15 protein-coding genes are annotated in these 17,162 nt (G+C 52.3%); 11 read left to right on the top strand and 4 right to left on the bottom strand.

Annotation, left to right across the window (positions count from 1 at the left end; translation table 11 throughout):
* Window positions 1-125 precede the first annotated feature (125 nt).
* From M3089_RS03575 to M3089_RS03565, 3 genes are read right to left on the bottom strand one after another with little or no spacing between them, the layout of a single operon-like run.
* Window positions 126-779: a trimeric intracellular cation channel family protein gene (locus M3089_RS03575; protein WP_205110020.1), complete on the bottom strand. Its 654-nt coding sequence runs from the start codon at window positions 777-779 to the stop codon at window positions 126-128.
* Window positions 779-1,732: a D-2-hydroxyacid dehydrogenase gene (locus tag M3089_RS03570; RefSeq protein WP_249081779.1), complete on the bottom strand. Its 954-nt coding sequence runs from the start codon at window positions 1,730-1,732 to the stop codon at window positions 779-781. Before M3089_RS03570 ends, M3089_RS03575 begins: the two co-directional genes overlap by 1 nt.
* A gap of 20 nt (window positions 1,733-1,752) precedes the next feature.
* Complete coding sequence (locus tag M3089_RS03565; protein WP_205110024.1) at window positions 1,753-3,027, bottom strand: replication-associated recombination protein A; 1,275 nt, start codon at window positions 3,025-3,027, stop codon at window positions 1,753-1,755.
* Between the two features lie 495 nt (window positions 3,028-3,522).
* Between M3089_RS03565 and M3089_RS03560 the strand changes: the two genes are divergently transcribed.
* Together M3089_RS03560 and M3089_RS03555 are read left to right on the top strand one after the other, a co-directional pair.
* The gene (locus M3089_RS03560) at window positions 3,523-4,317 is read left to right on the top strand and encodes a hypothetical protein (protein WP_249081778.1); all 795 of its coding nucleotides are present in this window, start codon (window positions 3,523-3,525) and stop codon (window positions 4,315-4,317) included.
* Between the two features lie 98 nt (window positions 4,318-4,415).
* On the top strand, window positions 4,416-6,617 hold the full coding sequence (locus tag M3089_RS03555) for a sodium-translocating pyrophosphatase (RefSeq protein WP_249081776.1): 2,202 nt from the start codon (window positions 4,416-4,418) through the stop codon (window positions 6,615-6,617).
* Window positions 6,618-6,801: 184 nt separating this feature from the next.
* On the opposite strand, the gene M3089_RS03550 is transcribed toward M3089_RS03555, so the two are convergent.
* Window positions 6,802-7,560 carry a DUF5715 family protein gene (locus tag M3089_RS03550; protein ID WP_394802240.1) on the bottom strand — a complete coding sequence of 253 codons (759 nt, stop codon included), beginning with the start codon at window positions 7,558-7,560 and terminating at the stop codon, window positions 6,802-6,804.
* Between the two features lie 263 nt (window positions 7,561-7,823).
* Here M3089_RS03550 and M3089_RS03545 point away from each other — a divergent pair, with 263 nt between their 5' ends.
* From M3089_RS03545 to lpxD, 9 genes are all read left to right on the top strand, one after another.
* Window positions 7,824-8,819: a PhoH family protein gene (locus M3089_RS03545; RefSeq protein ID WP_205110030.1), complete on the top strand. Its 996-nt coding sequence runs from the start codon at window positions 7,824-7,826 to the stop codon at window positions 8,817-8,819.
* Window positions 8,797-9,744 carry a phosphoribosylaminoimidazolesuccinocarboxamide synthase gene (locus M3089_RS03540; RefSeq protein WP_249081775.1) on the top strand — a complete coding sequence of 316 codons (948 nt, stop codon included), beginning with the start codon at window positions 8,797-8,799 and terminating at the stop codon, window positions 9,742-9,744. The genes M3089_RS03545 and M3089_RS03540 overlap by 23 nt, the downstream gene beginning before the upstream one ends.
* 41 nt (window positions 9,745-9,785) lie before the next feature.
* Window positions 9,786-10,520: a bifunctional demethylmenaquinone methyltransferase/2-methoxy-6-polyprenyl-1,4-benzoquinol methylase UbiE gene (ubiE, locus tag M3089_RS03535; protein ID WP_205110034.1), complete on the top strand. Its 735-nt coding sequence runs from the start codon at window positions 9,786-9,788 to the stop codon at window positions 10,518-10,520.
* An 11-nt stretch (window positions 10,521-10,531) separates the two neighbouring features.
* On the top strand, window positions 10,532-11,284 hold the full coding sequence (locus tag M3089_RS03530; protein ID WP_205110036.1) for a shikimate dehydrogenase family protein: 753 nt from the start codon (window positions 10,532-10,534) through the stop codon (window positions 11,282-11,284).
* Between the two features lie 47 nt (window positions 11,285-11,331).
* Window positions 11,332-12,504 (top strand): AIR synthase-related protein, encoded by a 1,173-nt coding sequence (locus M3089_RS03525; protein ID WP_249081774.1) that lies wholly within the window; start codon window positions 11,332-11,334, stop codon window positions 12,502-12,504.
* A gap of 5 nt (window positions 12,505-12,509) precedes the next feature.
* Window positions 12,510-13,622 carry a peptide chain release factor 1 gene (gene prfA, locus M3089_RS03520; protein ID WP_249081773.1) on the top strand — a complete coding sequence of 371 codons (1,113 nt, stop codon included), beginning with the start codon at window positions 12,510-12,512 and terminating at the stop codon, window positions 13,620-13,622.
* A gap of 22 nt (window positions 13,623-13,644) precedes the next feature.
* Window positions 13,645-14,466, top strand: a complete 822-nt coding sequence (gene pyrF / locus M3089_RS03515; protein ID WP_249081772.1) for an orotidine-5'-phosphate decarboxylase — start codon at window positions 13,645-13,647, stop codon at window positions 14,464-14,466.
* A gap of 387 nt (window positions 14,467-14,853) precedes the next feature.
* Window positions 14,854-16,074, top strand: coding sequence for an HD domain-containing protein (locus tag M3089_RS03510; RefSeq protein WP_249081771.1), 1,221 nt, complete (start codon window positions 14,854-14,856; stop codon window positions 16,072-16,074).
* A 50-nt stretch (window positions 16,075-16,124) separates the two neighbouring features.
* Window positions 16,125-17,156: a UDP-3-O-(3-hydroxymyristoyl)glucosamine N-acyltransferase gene (lpxD, locus tag M3089_RS03505; protein WP_249081770.1), complete on the top strand. Its 1,032-nt coding sequence runs from the start codon at window positions 16,125-16,127 to the stop codon at window positions 17,154-17,156.
* Window positions 17,157-17,162: the final 6 nt, after the last annotated feature.

Below are 17,162 nucleotides of genomic sequence, written 5' to 3'. Positions count from 1 at the left end.
CCAACAGAAGACAAGGGCGCACAGGAGAAACAGGAGCCCAAAAAGAAACACAGGAGGAAAAAGAAGCCGCAAACAGCCGAAAGCAAGAAAGCAGAACAACAATGACAACAGAGTTGGCAATGGCACTAACCATTGTCAACTCTGTTGATTTCGTCGTCGGTCTTGAGCTGTGGCAACGACACATGATACCTTACGGCAAGAAACCTGATGGCACATGTGATGACGAAACTGAGCAGGGCTGTCAGCTGTATGGCCACATCCAGCTCCGACAGCCCCCAATACACAAAGCCGCCGGCGACGCTTGCCATGGCGTAAATCTCTTTTCGAAGTATCACGGGTTCGTTGTTGAGCAAGATATCGCGTATCACCCCACCGGCAGAACCCGTGATGCACCCCATTATTATCGCAACCCAAAACGGCTGCCCATAGTCGAGGCTTTTCTGTATGCCGGCTATGGTGAACAGCGCCAGGCCCAAGGTGTCGAACACAAACCAAGCATTCTGGAGCCGCTCCATGCGCTTGGAGCACAGTATCACCATGCACAATGCCAAAGCCGTACATATAATATATATGGGATTTGTCATCCAGAACGGCGTTGCCCCGAGCATAACGTCGCGTATCGTACCGCCGCCAATGGCCACGGCAATGCCACACACGTAGCCGCCAAACCAATCGAAGTGCTTGGCCGCCGCATGCCTTATGCCGGAGATGGCAAAGGCAAAAGTACCCAGAAACTCGATGAGTTGCTGGGCAGTGGCTATGGTAACGTCGTCGTTCATCACCCTACCACATTGATGGGATCACCGTTGGCGAACGCCTTTATGTTTTCGACGGCCGTCTTCATCAATCGCCCACGGGCCTCGAGAGTGGCCCATGCCACGTGAGGAGTGATGAAAGCGTTAGGCGCATCAAACAGCGGGTTGTCGGCTGCCGGCGGTTCCTGGCACATCACATCGGCGCCATAACCGCCCAGTTGGCCGCTTTTCAGGGCGCAGGCCACATCATATTCGTTGACAAGCGGCCCCCTGCCGGTGTTGATAAGTATAGCCCCGTGCTTCATCCTCTTTATGGTCTCGGAGTTTATCATCTCCCTTGTGTCGTCGTTGAGCGGGCAGTGCAAGGTAAGTATGTCGCTGACACCGAGAAGCCCTTCCAGCGTAGTCTTCTGTATGCCGTCGGGCAACGAGGCCGAATGCTTGCTTGTGTAAGCAAACACATCCATGCCGAAGTCGCGGGCTATGCGCGCCACTTTCTTGCCGATATGCCCAAGCCCGACTATTCCAATCGTCTTGCCAGCCAGCTCCGTCAGCTGGGTGTCCCAATAGCAAAAGTCGGCATTGCTGCTCCAGCGCCCCTTGCGGTTGGCCTCGGCATAGTGGGCCACACTGTTGGTTATGTTCAGAATGTGGGCAAACACCATCTGTGCCACACTGTCAGTACTGTATGCAGGGATATTAGTGACGCACACACCGTGCTCCTTGGCAGCCTTAATGTCAACCACATTGTATCCTGTGGCCAACACCCCGATATACTTCAGGTTTGGCAACTTGCCCATTGCATCGGCGTCGATTACCACCTTGTTGGTAAGCAGGGCGTCGGCATCCTTGCTCCGTTCCAGCAACTCATCGGCAGAGGTGCGCGGATATACCACCACCTCGCCCATCATTTCAAGCTCACCCCAAGACAAATCGCCGGGGTTGACCGTGTGTCCATCCAAAACAACAATCTTCATCTTCAAAAATAAAATTAGCGTTATTCCATAAATCGTTCTCCCCAGCAATCAATCATCCTCTTGATTAGCTTGTCCTCGTGAGGATTGTGCTGGCCATGCCACAAGCGTTCACGGCCGAGAGCGTCGGGCAGATACTGCTGCCGGGTGAAGTTGCCGGGATAGTCGTGGGGATATTTGTATCCGTCATGATAGCCCAGGTCTTTCATCAGCTTTGTCGGTGCGTTGCGCAAGTGCAGCGGCACGGGCTGGTTGCCTGTGCGCCTTACCACCTCCAAGGCCTTGTCTATGCCAAGGTATGCAGAGTTGCTCTTTGCGCTCGTAGCCAGGTAGACGGTGGCTTCCGCCAGCGGTATCCTTCCCTCGGGCCACCCTATCTTCATCACAGCGTCGAAGGTGGCGTTAGCCAAAAGCAGCGCGTTGGGATTTGCCAGGCCTATGTCTTCGGCGGCACTTATCACCAGGCGGCGCGCGATGAACTTGGGGTCTTCGCCCCCTTCGATCATCCTCGCCAGCCAATACAGGGCCGCATCGGGGTCGCTTCCGCGTATGCTCTTGATGAACGCAGAGATGATGTCGTAGTGCATCTCTCCGTCCTTGTCGTAAGCCAGCGGGTTTTGCTGCAAGCGATTGACCACAATGTCGTCGGTGATGACCACCTCGTCGGTTGGCGAGGCTTCAACCACAAGCTCAAGTATGTTGAGCAGCTTGCGCGCATCGCCGCCGCTGTATCGAAACATGGCCCCCGTCTCTTTCAGTTCTATCTTCCGTTGCTTCAGCTCCACGTCCTTGGTTATGGCTCGGTTGACAAGCTCCATCAGGTCTGACTCGTCGAGCGGCTTGAGCACATATAGCTGGCAGCGCGACAGCAATGGCCTTATTACTTCAAAAGACGGGTTCTCGGTAGTTGCGCCGATGAGCGTTACCACCCCCTTCTCCACTGCCCCGAGCAGCGAGTCTTGCTGCGACTTGCTGAACCTGTGAATCTCGTCGATGAACAATATTGGCGAGGCCGAGTCGAAGAAACGGCTGCGGCCGGCCTTGTCGATGACCTCACGCACATCCTTAACGCCGCTGGTGACGGCGCTGAGCGTGAAGAAGGGCGTGTCGAGCCGGTTGGCTATTATCTGGGCGAGCGTGGTTTTCCCGACGCCCGGCGGGCCCCATAAAATGAACGACGGCACCCGCCCTGCGTCAATCATCTTGCGCAGCACGGCACCTTCTCCTACAAGATGCTTTTGCCCTATGTATTCATCGAGGGTGCGAGGCCTTAATCTCTCAGCTAATGGTTGTGACATAATCTGTCTACAAAGGTAATAATTTATATCGAATTATAAGCAGCATGAGAATATAAAAAAACGCTAAAAACATGTGACAACTTGCCATCGGCAAGCTTGCTCAAACCATGTGGCAGAACAGCAGCCACTGATGAGTAAAGTAATAAAAAGCGATTGGCGCCCTACTTTCTGGCCACTTGCATAACGCGCTGTGCCACAATGTATTGCCACATGCACGATTAAGCCTCACGGCGAGGGCCGTTTCGACGGCCCAAACAGCACGTATGGGGGTGCCGAACAGGCCGTTTTGGCCGGTGGCGACGGCCTTGCGGATGGCGGCCGCGGTCAGTGTAAAGTTATGTTACCGCCCTGACCCGCCCCGCTCACGTGCAGACGCCACCGGCAAAGCTCTGCGACGGGGTAGCGGGAGAACAAAAAAATTTCAAGCAAAAACTTGTACATGACAAATAAAGTATTTACATTTGCAGCATCAAAAACCATACAGTAACACAGACAATGAAACAACCAGGAGCTAAAAAGGCACTCACTCTAAAGACATTGACCAAAAACAACGTTTGGGATTTGCAGGAAAACGACATTTTCCGAATGCTTGATGGCATCGACAAAGATGTCGACATGAAAGACAATCTGCGGCATTACACAGACTTGATGCGCGGAGCTTTCACCATAGAGGAAATAAAAGACGACTCGGCCCCTATAAAGAATAAATATGAAAAAATGGGCTATAAGGTCGGGCAAATCAGACTCGACGACAACTCAACTACTGTTTGGGCTGTGAAAAAGCGCCCGATAATGCGCGTGACCGACCTGACCTACGAGAACATACACCATATCTCCGCCGCCAAACTGATGGAGGTGCTCGACAGAAACTTCGGCGGCGGATGGGAATCATTGTCGCAGAGCATCAAAGACATCATCGAGAGCGGATTCGACATCTCTACGACCACGCTCCCCAAAGACAGGCTACATAAGCCCGGCGGCATGTTCGACAAGAAGGTGGCCGACGGCTACGAGGTGCTTGAGATAGCCAAAGGCACATGGGTAGAGGCCATTTTCGCGAAGGCCAAGCCCGAGATGGAGAAACCGCGCCTGCAATTCCAAAGCAAGGACGAAGACGAGATACCGGAAGACGACTACGACGACATGGACGAAGATGACGATGAGCCCGATGACCCGGACATGTTTGACGAAGACGACATCAACGAAGACAACTATCGGACGACGTTCGACATTGAGGCCGACCCCGACGAAGAAGCCGGCGACCTGTCGGATTTTGACCCCGAAGACTAAGCCTAACCATACGCCAACACGGGCCGGCAATAGTCCGGCCCGTGTGATATACTACCTTTAGACAGAACATACCCAATAACTTAAAACATTCACTTATTATGAACATTCCATCGGTATTTTGGATTATCCCGCTGGCATCAATATGTGCACTCGGGATGGCGTGGGTCTTCTTCCGCCAGATGATGAAAGAAGAAGAAGGAACGGCAAGGATGAAAGAGATTGCCGGTCATGTGAGACGCGGTGCCATGGCTTACCTGAAGCAGCAGTACAAAGTTGTGACGCTCGTATTCATCGTGCTCGCTCTCATCTTCGCATTTATGGCTTACGTGCTCCACGTTCAAAATCCATGGGTGCCTTTTGCATTCCTCACTGGCGGATTCTTCTCCGGCCTTGCCGGTTTCTTCGGCATGAAAACAGCCACTTACGCATCGGCACGCACTGCCAACGCCGCACGCTCTGGGCTCGACCGAGGCCTTAAGATTGCCTTCAGGAGCGGAGCTGTCATGGGACTTGTCGTGGTGGGACTGGGCCTGCTCGACATTGCCTTGTGGTTCATAGTGCTCAGCTATTTCTATAGCGGCGACCACATGGCCCTTGTCACTATAACGACCACAATGCTTACATTCGGCATGGGAGCGTCGACCCAGGCGCTGTTCGCCCGTGTGGGTGGCGGAATATATACCAAGGCAGCCGATGTAGGCGCCGACCTTGTGGGTAAGGTTGAGGCCAACATACCCGAGGACGACCCGCGAAACCCGGCCACCATTGCCGACAACGTGGGCGACAACGTGGGCGATGTGGCCGGCATGGGAGCCGACCTGTACGAAAGCTACTGCGGAAGCATACTGAGTACGGCTGCCATCGGCGCCACGGCCTTTGCCATCAATGCCGACATGCAGCTCAAGGCCGTCATTGCACCGATGATCATTGCCGCCGTGGGCATATTCCTGTCGCTGCTCGGAATATATCTTGTGCGCACAAAAGAAGGCGCGACGATGAAGGAACTGCTCCACTCGCTGAGCCTCGGAACCAACGTGGCGGCAGTGCTCATAGCCATAGCTACGTTCTGCATACTTTACCTCATGCAGATTGAAAACTGGGTTGGCGTTTCGTTCTCGGTGCTGAGCGGACTTGCCGCCGGCGTGGTGATAGGCCAGGCTACAGAGTATTATACAAGCCATAGCTATAAGCCTACGCAGAAGATAGCCGAGGCTTCGCAGACCGGCCCTGCAACGGTAATCATCAAGGGCATAGGCACGGGCATGATATCAACCATGATTCCTGTGGTAACTATATCTGTGGCAATAATGCTGAGCTATCTTTTCGCCAACAACTTCGACCTCTCCATGAGTGCAGAAAGCATTTCGAAAGGCCTCTACGGCATTGGCATCGCCGCCGTGGGCATGCTCTCAACGCTTGGCATAACGCTGGCTACCGATGCTTATGGGCCCATTGCCGACAACGCCGGCGGCAACGCCGAGATGAGCGAACTGGGCGAAGAGGTAAGGCAACGCACCGACGCGCTCGACGCTCTGGGCAATACCACCGCCGCAACCGGCAAGGGCTTTGCCATTGGCAGTGCTGCGCTCACCGCTCTCGCCCTGCTCGCCTCTTATGTCGAGGAGATAAAAATAGCCATGCAGCGCGCTGTAAACGAAGGCCAGACCTTCATCGACAATGCCGGCAACATGTTCAACCCGTCTACTGCCAACATGATAGACTTCATGGATTTCTTCCAGGTCAACCTCATGAACCCCAAGGTGCTGGTGGGAGCCTTCATCGGTGGCATGGCGGCATTCCTGTTCTGTGGCCTGACAATGGGCGCCGTTGGCAGGGCCGCCCAGACTATGGTCAACGAAGTGCGCAGACAATTCAGCGAAATAAAAGGCATACTTGAAGGCAAGGCCACGCCCGACTACGGCCGCTGCGTGGAGATAAGCACACGCTCGGCGCAGCGCGAAATGGTTTTCCCGAGCCTCCTGGCCATCATCATCCCAATTGTCGTAGGCGTGCTGCTCGGCGTTGGCGGTGTAATGGGCCTGCTTGTTGGCGGTCTGACCACAGGCTTCACGCTGGCTGTATTCATGGCCAACTCGGGCGGAGCTTGGGACAATGCCAAGAAGATGGTGGAGGAAGGGCATTTCGGCGGTAAGGGAACCGAATGCCATAAGGCCACGATTGTGGGCGACACCGTGGGCGATCCGTTCAAAGACACATCCGGTCCGTCGCTGAACATCCTCATCAAACTGATGTCGATGGTGAGCATCGTAATGGCCGGCCTTACGGTTGCATGCATCTGACGAGCGCCCCAAGCAATAACAAAAGACAATCCCCCTCGCACCATACATGTTGTTTCTGGCGACGAGGGGGATTGCCATTTCTTGATGTAACAAGCCTATTGACAGCCAATGCGGATATGACGTGGCATCCTGAATGGCGCAATCCACGCTGCCTCCCAAGGCATGGCAGACAGAAGCGGCTGTGTCATTTGTTTACCGTCAGGTGGAAGCAGCCCTGCTTCACTTCATACTTGATGTAGCAACGGCCCCTCTCCCTGAAGTCGCGCAACACCTCGCTGAGCACCCACTTCAGCGTGTCGTTACGCACCTGCCGGCGCTCAGGGCCATCAGGGTCTTCTATTGTCTTGTATCGATTGTAGCAGATGTCGAAAGTGGTTCCATACAAATGGCAACTGTTTTCGGTTGCATTGCCGTTCCTTGTCCTCAGTTTCCTTACGTCTTCCTTGGTTCGGAGAACGCTCGTCACTATTATCTGGTGCAACGGTATCCCCTTGATGTAAAGGCTGTCGAAATACGCCCTGCCTATATCCTGCAACAGAATAGCCGCCTTGGGCACAAGGTAAGGTATGCTGCTGTTCAACTTGTCTACATAAAAATAGGGATTGCTGCCCACATACACAAGCTCTTCCATCCTGTGCTCCGCTTCAGCGCGGTTGGTAACCGGCGGCACACCATTGTGCCTTGCCGCCACAAGCTGCACGTCGTTGTTGTCAGGAAATGTCTCGCGGAACGAAGGAACGCTGTAAATCCTGTTTTTCACCGTGGTGCCGTCCGGCCTCAAATACCGCCTGGCTACGGCTACATTTGTCATTGTGTCGGCCCGTACCACTGCGCCCACGCTGTCGGCCGGTTCGTCCACCTGGCCATAGGCATCGCCCGCCTTAGGCTTGGCGACATCCGGAAAAACACAACGGACAACAGCCAGCACGGCCACAACACTCATAAACCCAAGTAGATATCTGTTTTTAGAAACCTTCATCAGTTGCTCAAACCATTGTTTACCGTGCAAAGATAACATTTTTATTCCAATTGAAATTATGGTTGGGGCAAAAATAGCATACACCATATTAATGCACCGGACAAAACTTGCCGGCTGGATTCATTTTAACGGCAATGACACCGTTGCGCATTAAAAAGAGAATAAAAAATAGCAAGATATTAAAAAGTTTCTGTAATTTTGCAGATGGAAATAAAGGAAGCATAAAATTGATAGAGAAACATATCGTACTTGAGGACATTGACCCGGTGATATTCTACGGCGTGAACAACGTTCACCTGCAGATGATCAAGGCGCTTTTCCCTAAGCTTAGGATAGTAGGACGCGACAATGTCATACGCGTACTGGGCGACGAAGAACAGATGTGTGCCTTTGAAGATAACATCGAGGCAATGCGCAAGCACATCATAAAATTCAACTCTCTGCGGTCGGAAGACATCCTTGACATAGTCAATGGCCACAAGACCCAAGACGAGATACCCGAAGGGGTGTTAGTATATAGCGTAAGTGGCAGACCGGTGAAAGCGCGCAGCGAAAACCAGCAGAGGCTGATAGATGCCTACAACAAAAACGATATGGTGTTTGCCGTAGGGCCGGCCGGTACGGGAAAGACCTATCTCAGCATAGCCTTGGCAGTAAAGGCGCTGAAGGAGAAGGCCATCAAGAAGATTGTGCTAAGCCGACCTGCCGTCGAAGCCGGCGAGAAACTGGGGTTCTTGCCCGGCGACATGAAAGACAAGATTGACCCTTACCTGCAACCACTATACGATGCACTGGAAGACATGATACCGGCGGCGCGCCTGCAGGACATGATGGAGAAGCACATAATCCAAATCGCCCCGCTTGCGTTCATGCGCGGAAGGACACTCAGCGACGCCGTGGTCATATTGGATGAAGCGCAGAACACCACACCGGCACAGATACGTATGTTCCTGACGCGAATGGGATGGAACACCAAGATGATAATCACCGGCGACTTGACACAGATAGATTTGCCACGCGAACAGTCTTGCGGACTGAAAGAGGCGCTCAACATACTGTCGAACATCGAAGGCATCGGGGTCGTGACACTCAACAAGAAAGACATCGTTCGCCACAAGCTCGTAACGCGGATAGTGAACGCTTACGAGGCGTTTGACAAGGCTAAAGAGAACAAAGAAACGAAACTTAAAAATAGCAACAATGAAAGCATTAACAAAAACTGATTTCCATTTTGAAGGCCAAAAGAGTGTTTATCACGGCAAAGTACGCGACGTGTACAATATAAACGATGACTTGATGGTCATGGTGGCTACGGACAGAATTTCAGCTTTCGATGTAGTACTCCCCAAAGGCATACCATTCAAGGGGCAAGTTCTTAACCAAATAGCAGCCAAGTTCCTTGACGCTACAAGCGACATCTGCCCAAACTGGAAACTTGCAACGCCAGACCCTATGGTGACTGTTGGGCTAAAGTGCGAAGGGTTTCGTGTCGAAATGATTATCCGCTCCATACTGACAGGGTCGGCATGGCGCGAATACAAGAAAGGCTGCAGGGAGATTTGTGGCGTCAAGTTGCCTGAGGGCATGAAAGAGAACCAGAGGTTCCCCGAACCGATAATAACCCCGACAACAAAGGCCGACGAAGGCCATGACCTCAACATATCAAAGGAAGAGATCATTGCACAGGGCATTATGAGAGCCGAAGACTATGCCGTTGTGGAAGACTATACAAGGAAACTCTTTAACAGAGGCCAGGAAATAGCTGCCAGGCAAGGGCTTATATTGGTTGACACTAAGTATGAGTTCGGCAAGAGAGACGGCAAAATATACCTCATCGACGAGATACACACACCCGACTCAAGCCGCTATTTCTACGCCGACGGGTACGAGGAGAAATTTGAGAAAGGCGAACCACAGCGCCAACTGTCAAAGGAGTTTGTACGCCAATGGCTCATAGAGCACAACTTCATGAACGAGCCCGGACAGCAAATGCCTGAGATTACCGACGAATACGCAGCAAGCGTGAGCGACAGGTACATTGAGCTTTACGAGCATATCACCGGCGAGAAGTTTGACAAAGCTGCCGAAGAAGGTGATATTGCCGCACGCATCGAAAAGAACGTGAGCGCTTACCTCAAGACCAGATAAGCAGGCTCAGCACCCCTTTCCAAACATTCCCGTATATAATAATGTACAGACAAGAGGAGATAAAGCCGTATAGCGGACGTGAGAGCAAGGGCAAACAGGTCGAACAGATGTTCGACCAGATTGCCCACTCTTACGACGCCCTCAACCACCGCCTGTCATGGGACATTGACAAATGTTGGCGACGCAAGGCCATATCGCAACTGAAGCCTTACGCCCCCGGCACAATACTCGACGTCGCCACAGGCACGGGGGACTTCGCTATACTCTCCGCAAAGATGCTTAACCCGTCGAAACTTGTCGGGATAGACCTGAGCGAAGGCATGATGGAGATAGGCCGCAACAAGGTGAAACAACAAGGCTTGGACGGCACAATATCATTCACAAAGGGCGACTGCATGCATTTGCCGTTTGGCGATGAAAGTTTCGATGCCGTCACGGCAGCCTTTGGCATCAGGAATTTTGAGGACTTGGAACAGGGACTGAGAGAGATGCAACGTGTGCTGAAGAAAGGCGGCGTGTTGTGCATCATCGAACTCACCACCCCGGTGAGCTTCCCAATGAAGCAACTATTCCGCGTCTATTCGCACACAATCCTCCCGATGTACGGAAGGATGATTTCTAAGGACGACAAAGCATACAGCTACCTGACGGCCACGATAGAGGCATTCCCACAGGGGGAGACTATGATTGGCATACTCAAGGGCGCCGGCTTTACGTCTGCGTCGTTCAAGCGACTGACTTTTGGTATATGCACCATGTACATGGCTAAGAAATAAACAACAACGTTATGGATAAATATGGCCTCATAGGGTATCCGCTCGTACATTCGTTCTCAATAAGTTATTTCAACCAGAAATTCATCGACGAGAAGATAGATGCTGTTTATGAGAACTTCGAGATACCCACAATCGACTTGCTCCCGGAAGTCATTGATTCTAACCCTGACTTGCGCGGGCTCAACGTGACAATCCCATACAAGCAGAAAGTCATGCCTTTCCTCGACGCCATAAGCCAGGAGGCTATGGCTATCGGGGCTGTCAATGTAATCAAGGTGACAAGGGAAGGCGGCAAAAGCAGATTGAAAGGCTATAACTCCGATGTGATTGGATTTACCAAGAGCATAGAGTCAATGCTTGAGAAATTCCATAAGAAGGCATTGATACTCGGAACTGGGGGCGCCTCAAAAGCCGTGGACTACGGGTTGAAATCCCTCGGCCTGGAAACAGTGTTTGTCAGCAGATACCAACGTCCGGGCACCATTCAGTATGAGGACATAACACCCGACATAATAAAGGAGTACAACGTAATAGTCAACTGTACTCCGTGCGGCATGTATCCCCACACGGAAGAGTGCCCCAAACTGCCCTACGAAGCCATGGACAACCGCACAATCCTATATGACTTGATATACAATCCCGACACCACTTTGTTCATGAAGAAAGGTGCCGAGCATGGCGCAAACACAAAGAACGGGCTCGAGATGCTGCTGCTGCAGGCCTTTGCCAGCTGGGACTTCTGGCATGGCAAGGAACAGGACTGACCATAAGCCGGCCCGGCCGACAAATAACAATACACAAATTAAGGTATATGGAGAATAGCAACCGATACATGATGCGCGGTGTCAGCGCCGCAAAGGAAGATGTTCACAACGCGATAAAGAATATAGACAAGGGCATCTTCCCACAAGCATTTTGCAAGATAATACCCGACATACTGGGTGGCGACCCTGAATATTGCAACATAATGCATGCCGACGGGGCTGGAACAAAATCGTCGTTGGCCTACGCATATTGGAAAGAGACTGGCGACCTCGGAGTTTGGAAGGGCATTGCGCAAGACTCACTCATTATGAACACCGACGACCTGCTGTGTGTCGGTGCCGTCGACAACATATTAGTGTCAAGCACAATCGGCCGCAACAAGATGCTCGTGCCGGGCGAAGTAATCTCGGCAATCATCAACGGCACCGACGAACTGCTCAAGCAGATGAGGGAGATGGGAATCGGAATATACGCAACCGGAGGCGAAACGGCCGACGTTGGCGACCTTGTGCGCACCATCGTCGTAGACACCACGGTGACATGCAGAATGAAGCGGAGCGACGTGATAAACAATGCCAACATCCGTCCGGGCGACGTCATTGTCGGACTGGCTTCTTTCGGCAAGGCCACATACGAAGACAGGTATAACGGCGGCATGGGAAGCAACGGACTGACAAGCGCCCGCCACGACGTATTTGCGAAATACCTGGCAGAGAAATACCCCGAGACCTACGACCATGCGGTGCCGTCCGACCTGGTGTACAGCGGCCACTACCACCTGGACCAAAGGATAGACGGCCTGGATGTCGACGCCGGGCAGCTTGTGCTGTCGCCAACGCGCACCTACGCCCCCGTCATTAAGAGGATACTCGACAAGCACCGCCACGACATCCACGGCATGGTGCATTGCACCGGAGGGGCCCAAACCAAGGTCCTGCACTTTGTCGGCGACAACTGCCATGTGGTGAAAGACAACATGTTTGCCGTACCACCATTGTTCAGCATCATTAGAGAAGAAAGCGGAACCGACTGGAAGGAGATGTACAAGGTGTTCAACATGGGGCACAGGATGGAAATATATGTAAGCAAAGAGCTTGCAGACGACATCATCTCAATAAGCCGGCAGTTCGGCATAGAGGCACAGGTAGTGGGCCATATCGAAGAGGGAAAGAAGTGCCTTACGATAAAGAGCGAGTTTGGAACATTTGAATACGACTGACATATATGCCAGAAAACAATAGCATACTTGAGAAACTTGACGGATTGGTGAGCAGGTACGAGGAGGTGGCAACGCTCATCACCGACCCTGCCGTCATTGCCGACCAGGAACGATACGTCAAGCTCACACGCGAATACAAGGAACTGGGCGACATCATGGATGCCCGAAGGCGTTACGTGGCGTGCCTTAACTCCATAGCCGAAGCAAAAGACATACTGGCCAACGAGAGCGACCCTGAAATGAAAGAGATGGCCAGGGAGGAGCTCTCGGCAAACGAAGCGCTGCAGCCGAAAATTGAAGATGAGATTAAGATGGCCCTTGTCCCAAAAGACCCGGAGGACGCAAAGAACGTGCAAATGGAAATAAGGGCCGGTACTGGAGGCGACGAGGCCGCCTTGTTTGCAGGCGACTTGTTCCAGATGTACAAGAAGTTTTGCGACTCAAAAGGTTGGTCGTTGGCCATAACAAGTGTCAGTGAAGGGGCTGTCGGCGGATTCAAGGAAATAGACTTTGCCGTCAGCGGCGACAACGTTTACGGCACATTGAAATATGAGTCGGGCGTGCACCGCGTGCAGCGCGTGCCGGCCACCGAGACCCAGGGACGCATGCACACCAGCGCAGCCACTGTGGCCGTGCTCCCTGAAGCCGACCGGTTTGAAGTGAACATAAACGAAGGTGACATCAAGTGGGACACGTTCAGGAGCTCGGGCGCAGGAGGACAGAATGTCAACAAGGTGGAATCGGGTGTCAGGCTGCGTTATCCGTGGAAGAACCCGAATACCGGCGAGACGGAGGAAATACTGATAGAATGCACCGAGACGCGCGACCAACCCAAGAACAAGGAGCGCGCCCTGTCGAGATTGCGCACATTCATATATGACCGTGAGCACCAGAAATACATAGACGACATAGCCAACCGCCGCAAGACGCTTGTGTCGACAGGCGACAGAAGCGCCAAGATACGTACTTACAACTTTCCGCAAGGCCGTGTCACCGACCACAGGATTGGATATACCACCCACGACTTGCAGGGATTTTTGGGCGGCGACATACAGGCACTCATCGATGCACTGACTGTTGCCGAAAACGCTGAGCGAATGAAAGACAACGAACTATAAACATCAATATCCGACAAACGCCATGAACAGAAAAGAACTGACAGAGCAGATTTTCAAGAAAAAGACATTCTTGTGTGTCGGCCTTGACACTGACATAAGCAAGATTCCAAGCCATCTGCTGGCAGACGACGACCCTATATTTGCATTCAACAAAGCCATTGTCGACGCTACCGCACCTTACTGTGTGGCATACAAGCCCAACCTTGCATTCTACGAATCGGCAGGGCTGAAAGGCATGGCTTCATTCGAGAAGACGGTGGGCTACATCAAGGAATCATACCCCAACCACTTCATCATTGCCGACGCCAAGCGCGGAGACATAGGAAACACATCGGCCATGTATGCCAGGACATTCTTTGGCGAGTATGATGTCGACGCCCTGACCGTGGCGCCATACATGGGTGAAGACAGTGTCACGCCGTTCCTCACCTACGAAGGCAAGTGGGTGATACTGCTTGCACTGACAAGCAACAAGGGCTCGCACGACTTCCAGATGACACCCTTTGCCAACGGAGAGCGTCTGTTTGAGAGCGTGCTGAAGACCTCGCAAAAATGGGGCAACGACCAGAACATGATGTATGTGGTAGGCGCAACACAAGGCAGGATGTTTGAAGACATACGCAAGGTGGCCCCCACCCACTTCCTGCTCGTTCCCGGCGTTGGCGCCCAGGGAGGCAGTCTGCAGGAAGTGTGCAAATACGGCATGACCAAAGACTGTGGCCTGCTGGTGAATTCATCGAGGGGAATAATATATGCGGGCAGCGGCGAGGACTTTGCAGCCACGGCTGCCGAAAAGGCACGCGAGCTGCAGGCAGAGATGGAAACGGAGCTGGCCCGGCTGTGAGCGGCAGCATTAGCCTACCCCAACATTGATTAGACATGCGACAAAAGAAGGAGTCGGCAGGCTCCTTCTTTTGTAATGCAATAGGAAAGAATGGCACAAGCGCGATAACGATATCATTTACAACTACTTACAAACGGGCCATCGTTAAGTGCCGAAATGGCCCTTGCGGCCACCTCATACAGCCCGTTTCACGATTCAATATGGCCTGTTTCGGCTTGCCATACAACCGCCGGGGGCCCATGCCCCACCCTTTTGTAACGAAAAATGCGCCCCACATGCCTGCATGGAGCGGTAGCGGCAGCCGCAGGCAAGCATGGCCCAAGTGGTGGCATACGGCAATCCTGCCGACGGTGCAGGCACAATGAAGGATTTCAACATATAACCCACATGAACGACTACAAGATAATCAACGACCCTGTTTTCGGGTTCATAAAGATTCCGCGCGGACTGCTTCTCAACATAGTGCAGCATCCGCTCATGCAGAGGCTGACGCGGATAAACCAACTCGGCTTGGCTTCTGTGGTCTATCCGGGGGCAAGGCATTCACGTTTCCAACACTCGATAGGGGCGTTCCACTTGATGAGCGAGGCCATTGCCACACTGAGGCAAAAGGGCAACTTCATTTTCGACAGCGAGGCAGAGGCCGTCGAGGCGGCAATACTGATGCACGACATAGGGCACGGCCCGTTCAGCCATGTGCTTGAACACACACTGTTCAAGGGCATATCCCACGAAGAGATATCGCTGATGATGATGGGAAAGATAAACCATGAGCTGGGCGACCAGCTTAACCTGGCCATCAAGATATTCAAGAACGAATACCCCAAGAACTACCTGCACCAACTCATCAGCAGCCAGCTCGACATGGACAGGCTCGACTACCTGCGGCGCGACAGTTTCTTTACAGGTGTCAACGAGGGCAACATCGGCAGTGCGCGTATAATAAAGATGCTGAACGTGCATGACGACAACCTCGTGGTGGAGCACAAAGGCATATTTTCAATAGAAAACTACCTCACCTCGCGCAGGCTGATGTACTGGCAAGTCTATCTCCACAAGACAGCCGTCGGCTACGAGAGCGTGCTCATCAGCGCCCTCAACAGGGCCAAGGCCCTGGCACGCAGCGGTTGCACTGTGTTTGCGCCGCCGTCATTGAAGTTCTTTCTCGACAATGACGTTGATGCCAAATGGTTCGACGAACACCCGGAAACGATTGATGTCTATCGCGAACTCGACGACAATGACATATGGTGCGCACTGAAGGTGTGGATGCACCATGACGACAAGATTCTGTCGACACTTGCCGACAACATGGTCAACCGGCACATCTTCAAGGTCGAGGTAAGCGACACCCCGTTCAGTGAAGAATATGTTGAAGAAATATCACAACATGTAAGCGGCCACCTTGGCATCGACAAGAATGACTCCAAATACTTTGTCGTGGTCAACACAATACAGAAAGACATGTACGACATGGACGACGACAACATAACCATAATGTATGACGACGGAACAACCAAAGACATTTCAAAGGCTTCCGAACTGCTCAATGTCGAGCTGCTTTCTAAAAAAATAAGAAAATATTACCTCTGTTATCAACGTATCTAAATAAATATTGCTATATTTGCAGAATTAATTAGGCCAATATAACTATTAAGATGGAATTTACAGCGAAACAAATTGCAAGTTACATCGGCGGAAAAGTGGAGGGCGACGACAATGCCACCGTCAATACTTTTGCCAAGATTGAAGAGGGCAAGGCGGGAGCGATATCGTTTCTTTCCAACCCCAAATACATTCACTATATTTATGACACAGAATCAAGCATAGTGCTGATAGACAACAGCATGGTGCTTGACAAGCCCGTAAAGGCCACACTCATCAGGGTAGACAATGCCTACGAGTGCGTTGCCAAGCTGTTGCAACTGTACGAGTCGGCCAAGCCAAAGAAGAAAGGCATCGACCCGCTGGCATCAATCTCGCCGTCGGCAACAGTCGGTAACGACGTTTACATTGGTGCCTTTGCTTGCATAGGCGACGGCGCCACCATAGGCGACGGCACCCAAATCTACCCCCATGCCGTGGTTGGCGACGGGGTCACGGTGGGCAGCGGATGCATAATATATCCCAATGTCACGATATACCAGGGATGCCAGCTTGGCAACAATGTAGTGGTGCATGCCGGCGCAGTGATAGGTGCCGACGGATTCGGCTTCGCCCCCAACACCGAGTGCTATGACAAGATACCCCAAATAGGCATTGTCACGATTGAAGACAATGTAGAGATAGGCGCCAACACCTGCATAGACCGCTCTACCATGGGCAGCACGGTGATACGCAAGGGCGTTAAGCTCGACAACTTGATACAAGTGGCTCACAATGTCGAGATTGGCGAGAATACGGTGATGTCTGCACAAGTGGGCATAGCCGGCAGCACAAAAGTTGGAGCTTGGTGCATGTTCGGCGGCCAGGTGGGCTTAGCCGGGCACATTCATATTGGCGACAAAACATTCCTTGGCGCCCAGTCGGGAGTTCCCGGCAACATCAAAGGCGACCAGACGCTCATCGGTACGCCGCCGATGGAACCCAAGGCTTACTTCAAGTCGCAGGCCATCTTCCGCAAATTGCCTGAACTTTACAAAGAGATAAATGAACTGAAGAAACAAGTAGATGAACTAAAAAACAAATAAAATCAA

This window comes from Marseilla massiliensis (assembly GCF_023336985.1).
GTDB classification, from domain to species: Bacteria; Bacteroidota; Bacteroidia; order Bacteroidales; family Bacteroidaceae; genus Prevotella; species Prevotella intestinigallinarum.
This window is presented reverse-complemented; position numbering and strand designations above follow the sequence as displayed.

Coding starts and splice junctions, on each gene's coding strand:
- M3089_RS03560 (WP_249081778.1), top strand. CDS start 3,523: ATGAAACAACCAGGAGCTAAAAAGGCACTCACTCTAAAGACATTGACC.
- M3089_RS03570 (WP_249081779.1), bottom strand. CDS start 1,732: ATGAAGATTGTTGTTTTGGATGGACACACGGTCAACCCCGGCGATTTG.
- M3089_RS03550 (WP_394802240.1), bottom strand. CDS start 7,560: ATGAGTGTTGTGGCCGTGCTGGCTGTTGTCCGTTGTGTTTTTCCGGAT.
- M3089_RS03555 (WP_249081776.1), top strand. CDS start 4,416: ATGAACATTCCATCGGTATTTTGGATTATCCCGCTGGCATCAATATGT.
- M3089_RS03575 (WP_205110020.1), bottom strand. CDS start 779: ATGAACGACGACGTTACCATAGCCACTGCCCAGCAACTCATCGAGTTT.
- M3089_RS03565 (WP_205110024.1), bottom strand. CDS start 3,027: ATGTCACAACCATTAGCTGAGAGATTAAGGCCTCGCACCCTCGATGAA.
- ubiE (WP_205110034.1), top strand. CDS start 9,786: ATGTACAGACAAGAGGAGATAAAGCCGTATAGCGGACGTGAGAGCAAG.
- prfA (WP_249081773.1), top strand. CDS start 12,510: ATGCCAGAAAACAATAGCATACTTGAGAAACTTGACGGATTGGTGAGC.
- pyrF (WP_249081772.1), top strand. CDS start 13,645: ATGAACAGAAAAGAACTGACAGAGCAGATTTTCAAGAAAAAGACATTC.
- M3089_RS03530 (WP_205110036.1), top strand. CDS start 10,532: ATGGATAAATATGGCCTCATAGGGTATCCGCTCGTACATTCGTTCTCA.
- lpxD (WP_249081770.1), top strand. CDS start 16,125: ATGGAATTTACAGCGAAACAAATTGCAAGTTACATCGGCGGAAAAGTG.
- M3089_RS03525 (WP_249081774.1), top strand. CDS start 11,332: ATGGAGAATAGCAACCGATACATGATGCGCGGTGTCAGCGCCGCAAAG.
- M3089_RS03540 (WP_249081775.1), top strand. CDS start 8,797: ATGAAAGCATTAACAAAAACTGATTTCCATTTTGAAGGCCAAAAGAGT.
- M3089_RS03510 (WP_249081771.1), top strand. CDS start 14,854: ATGAACGACTACAAGATAATCAACGACCCTGTTTTCGGGTTCATAAAG.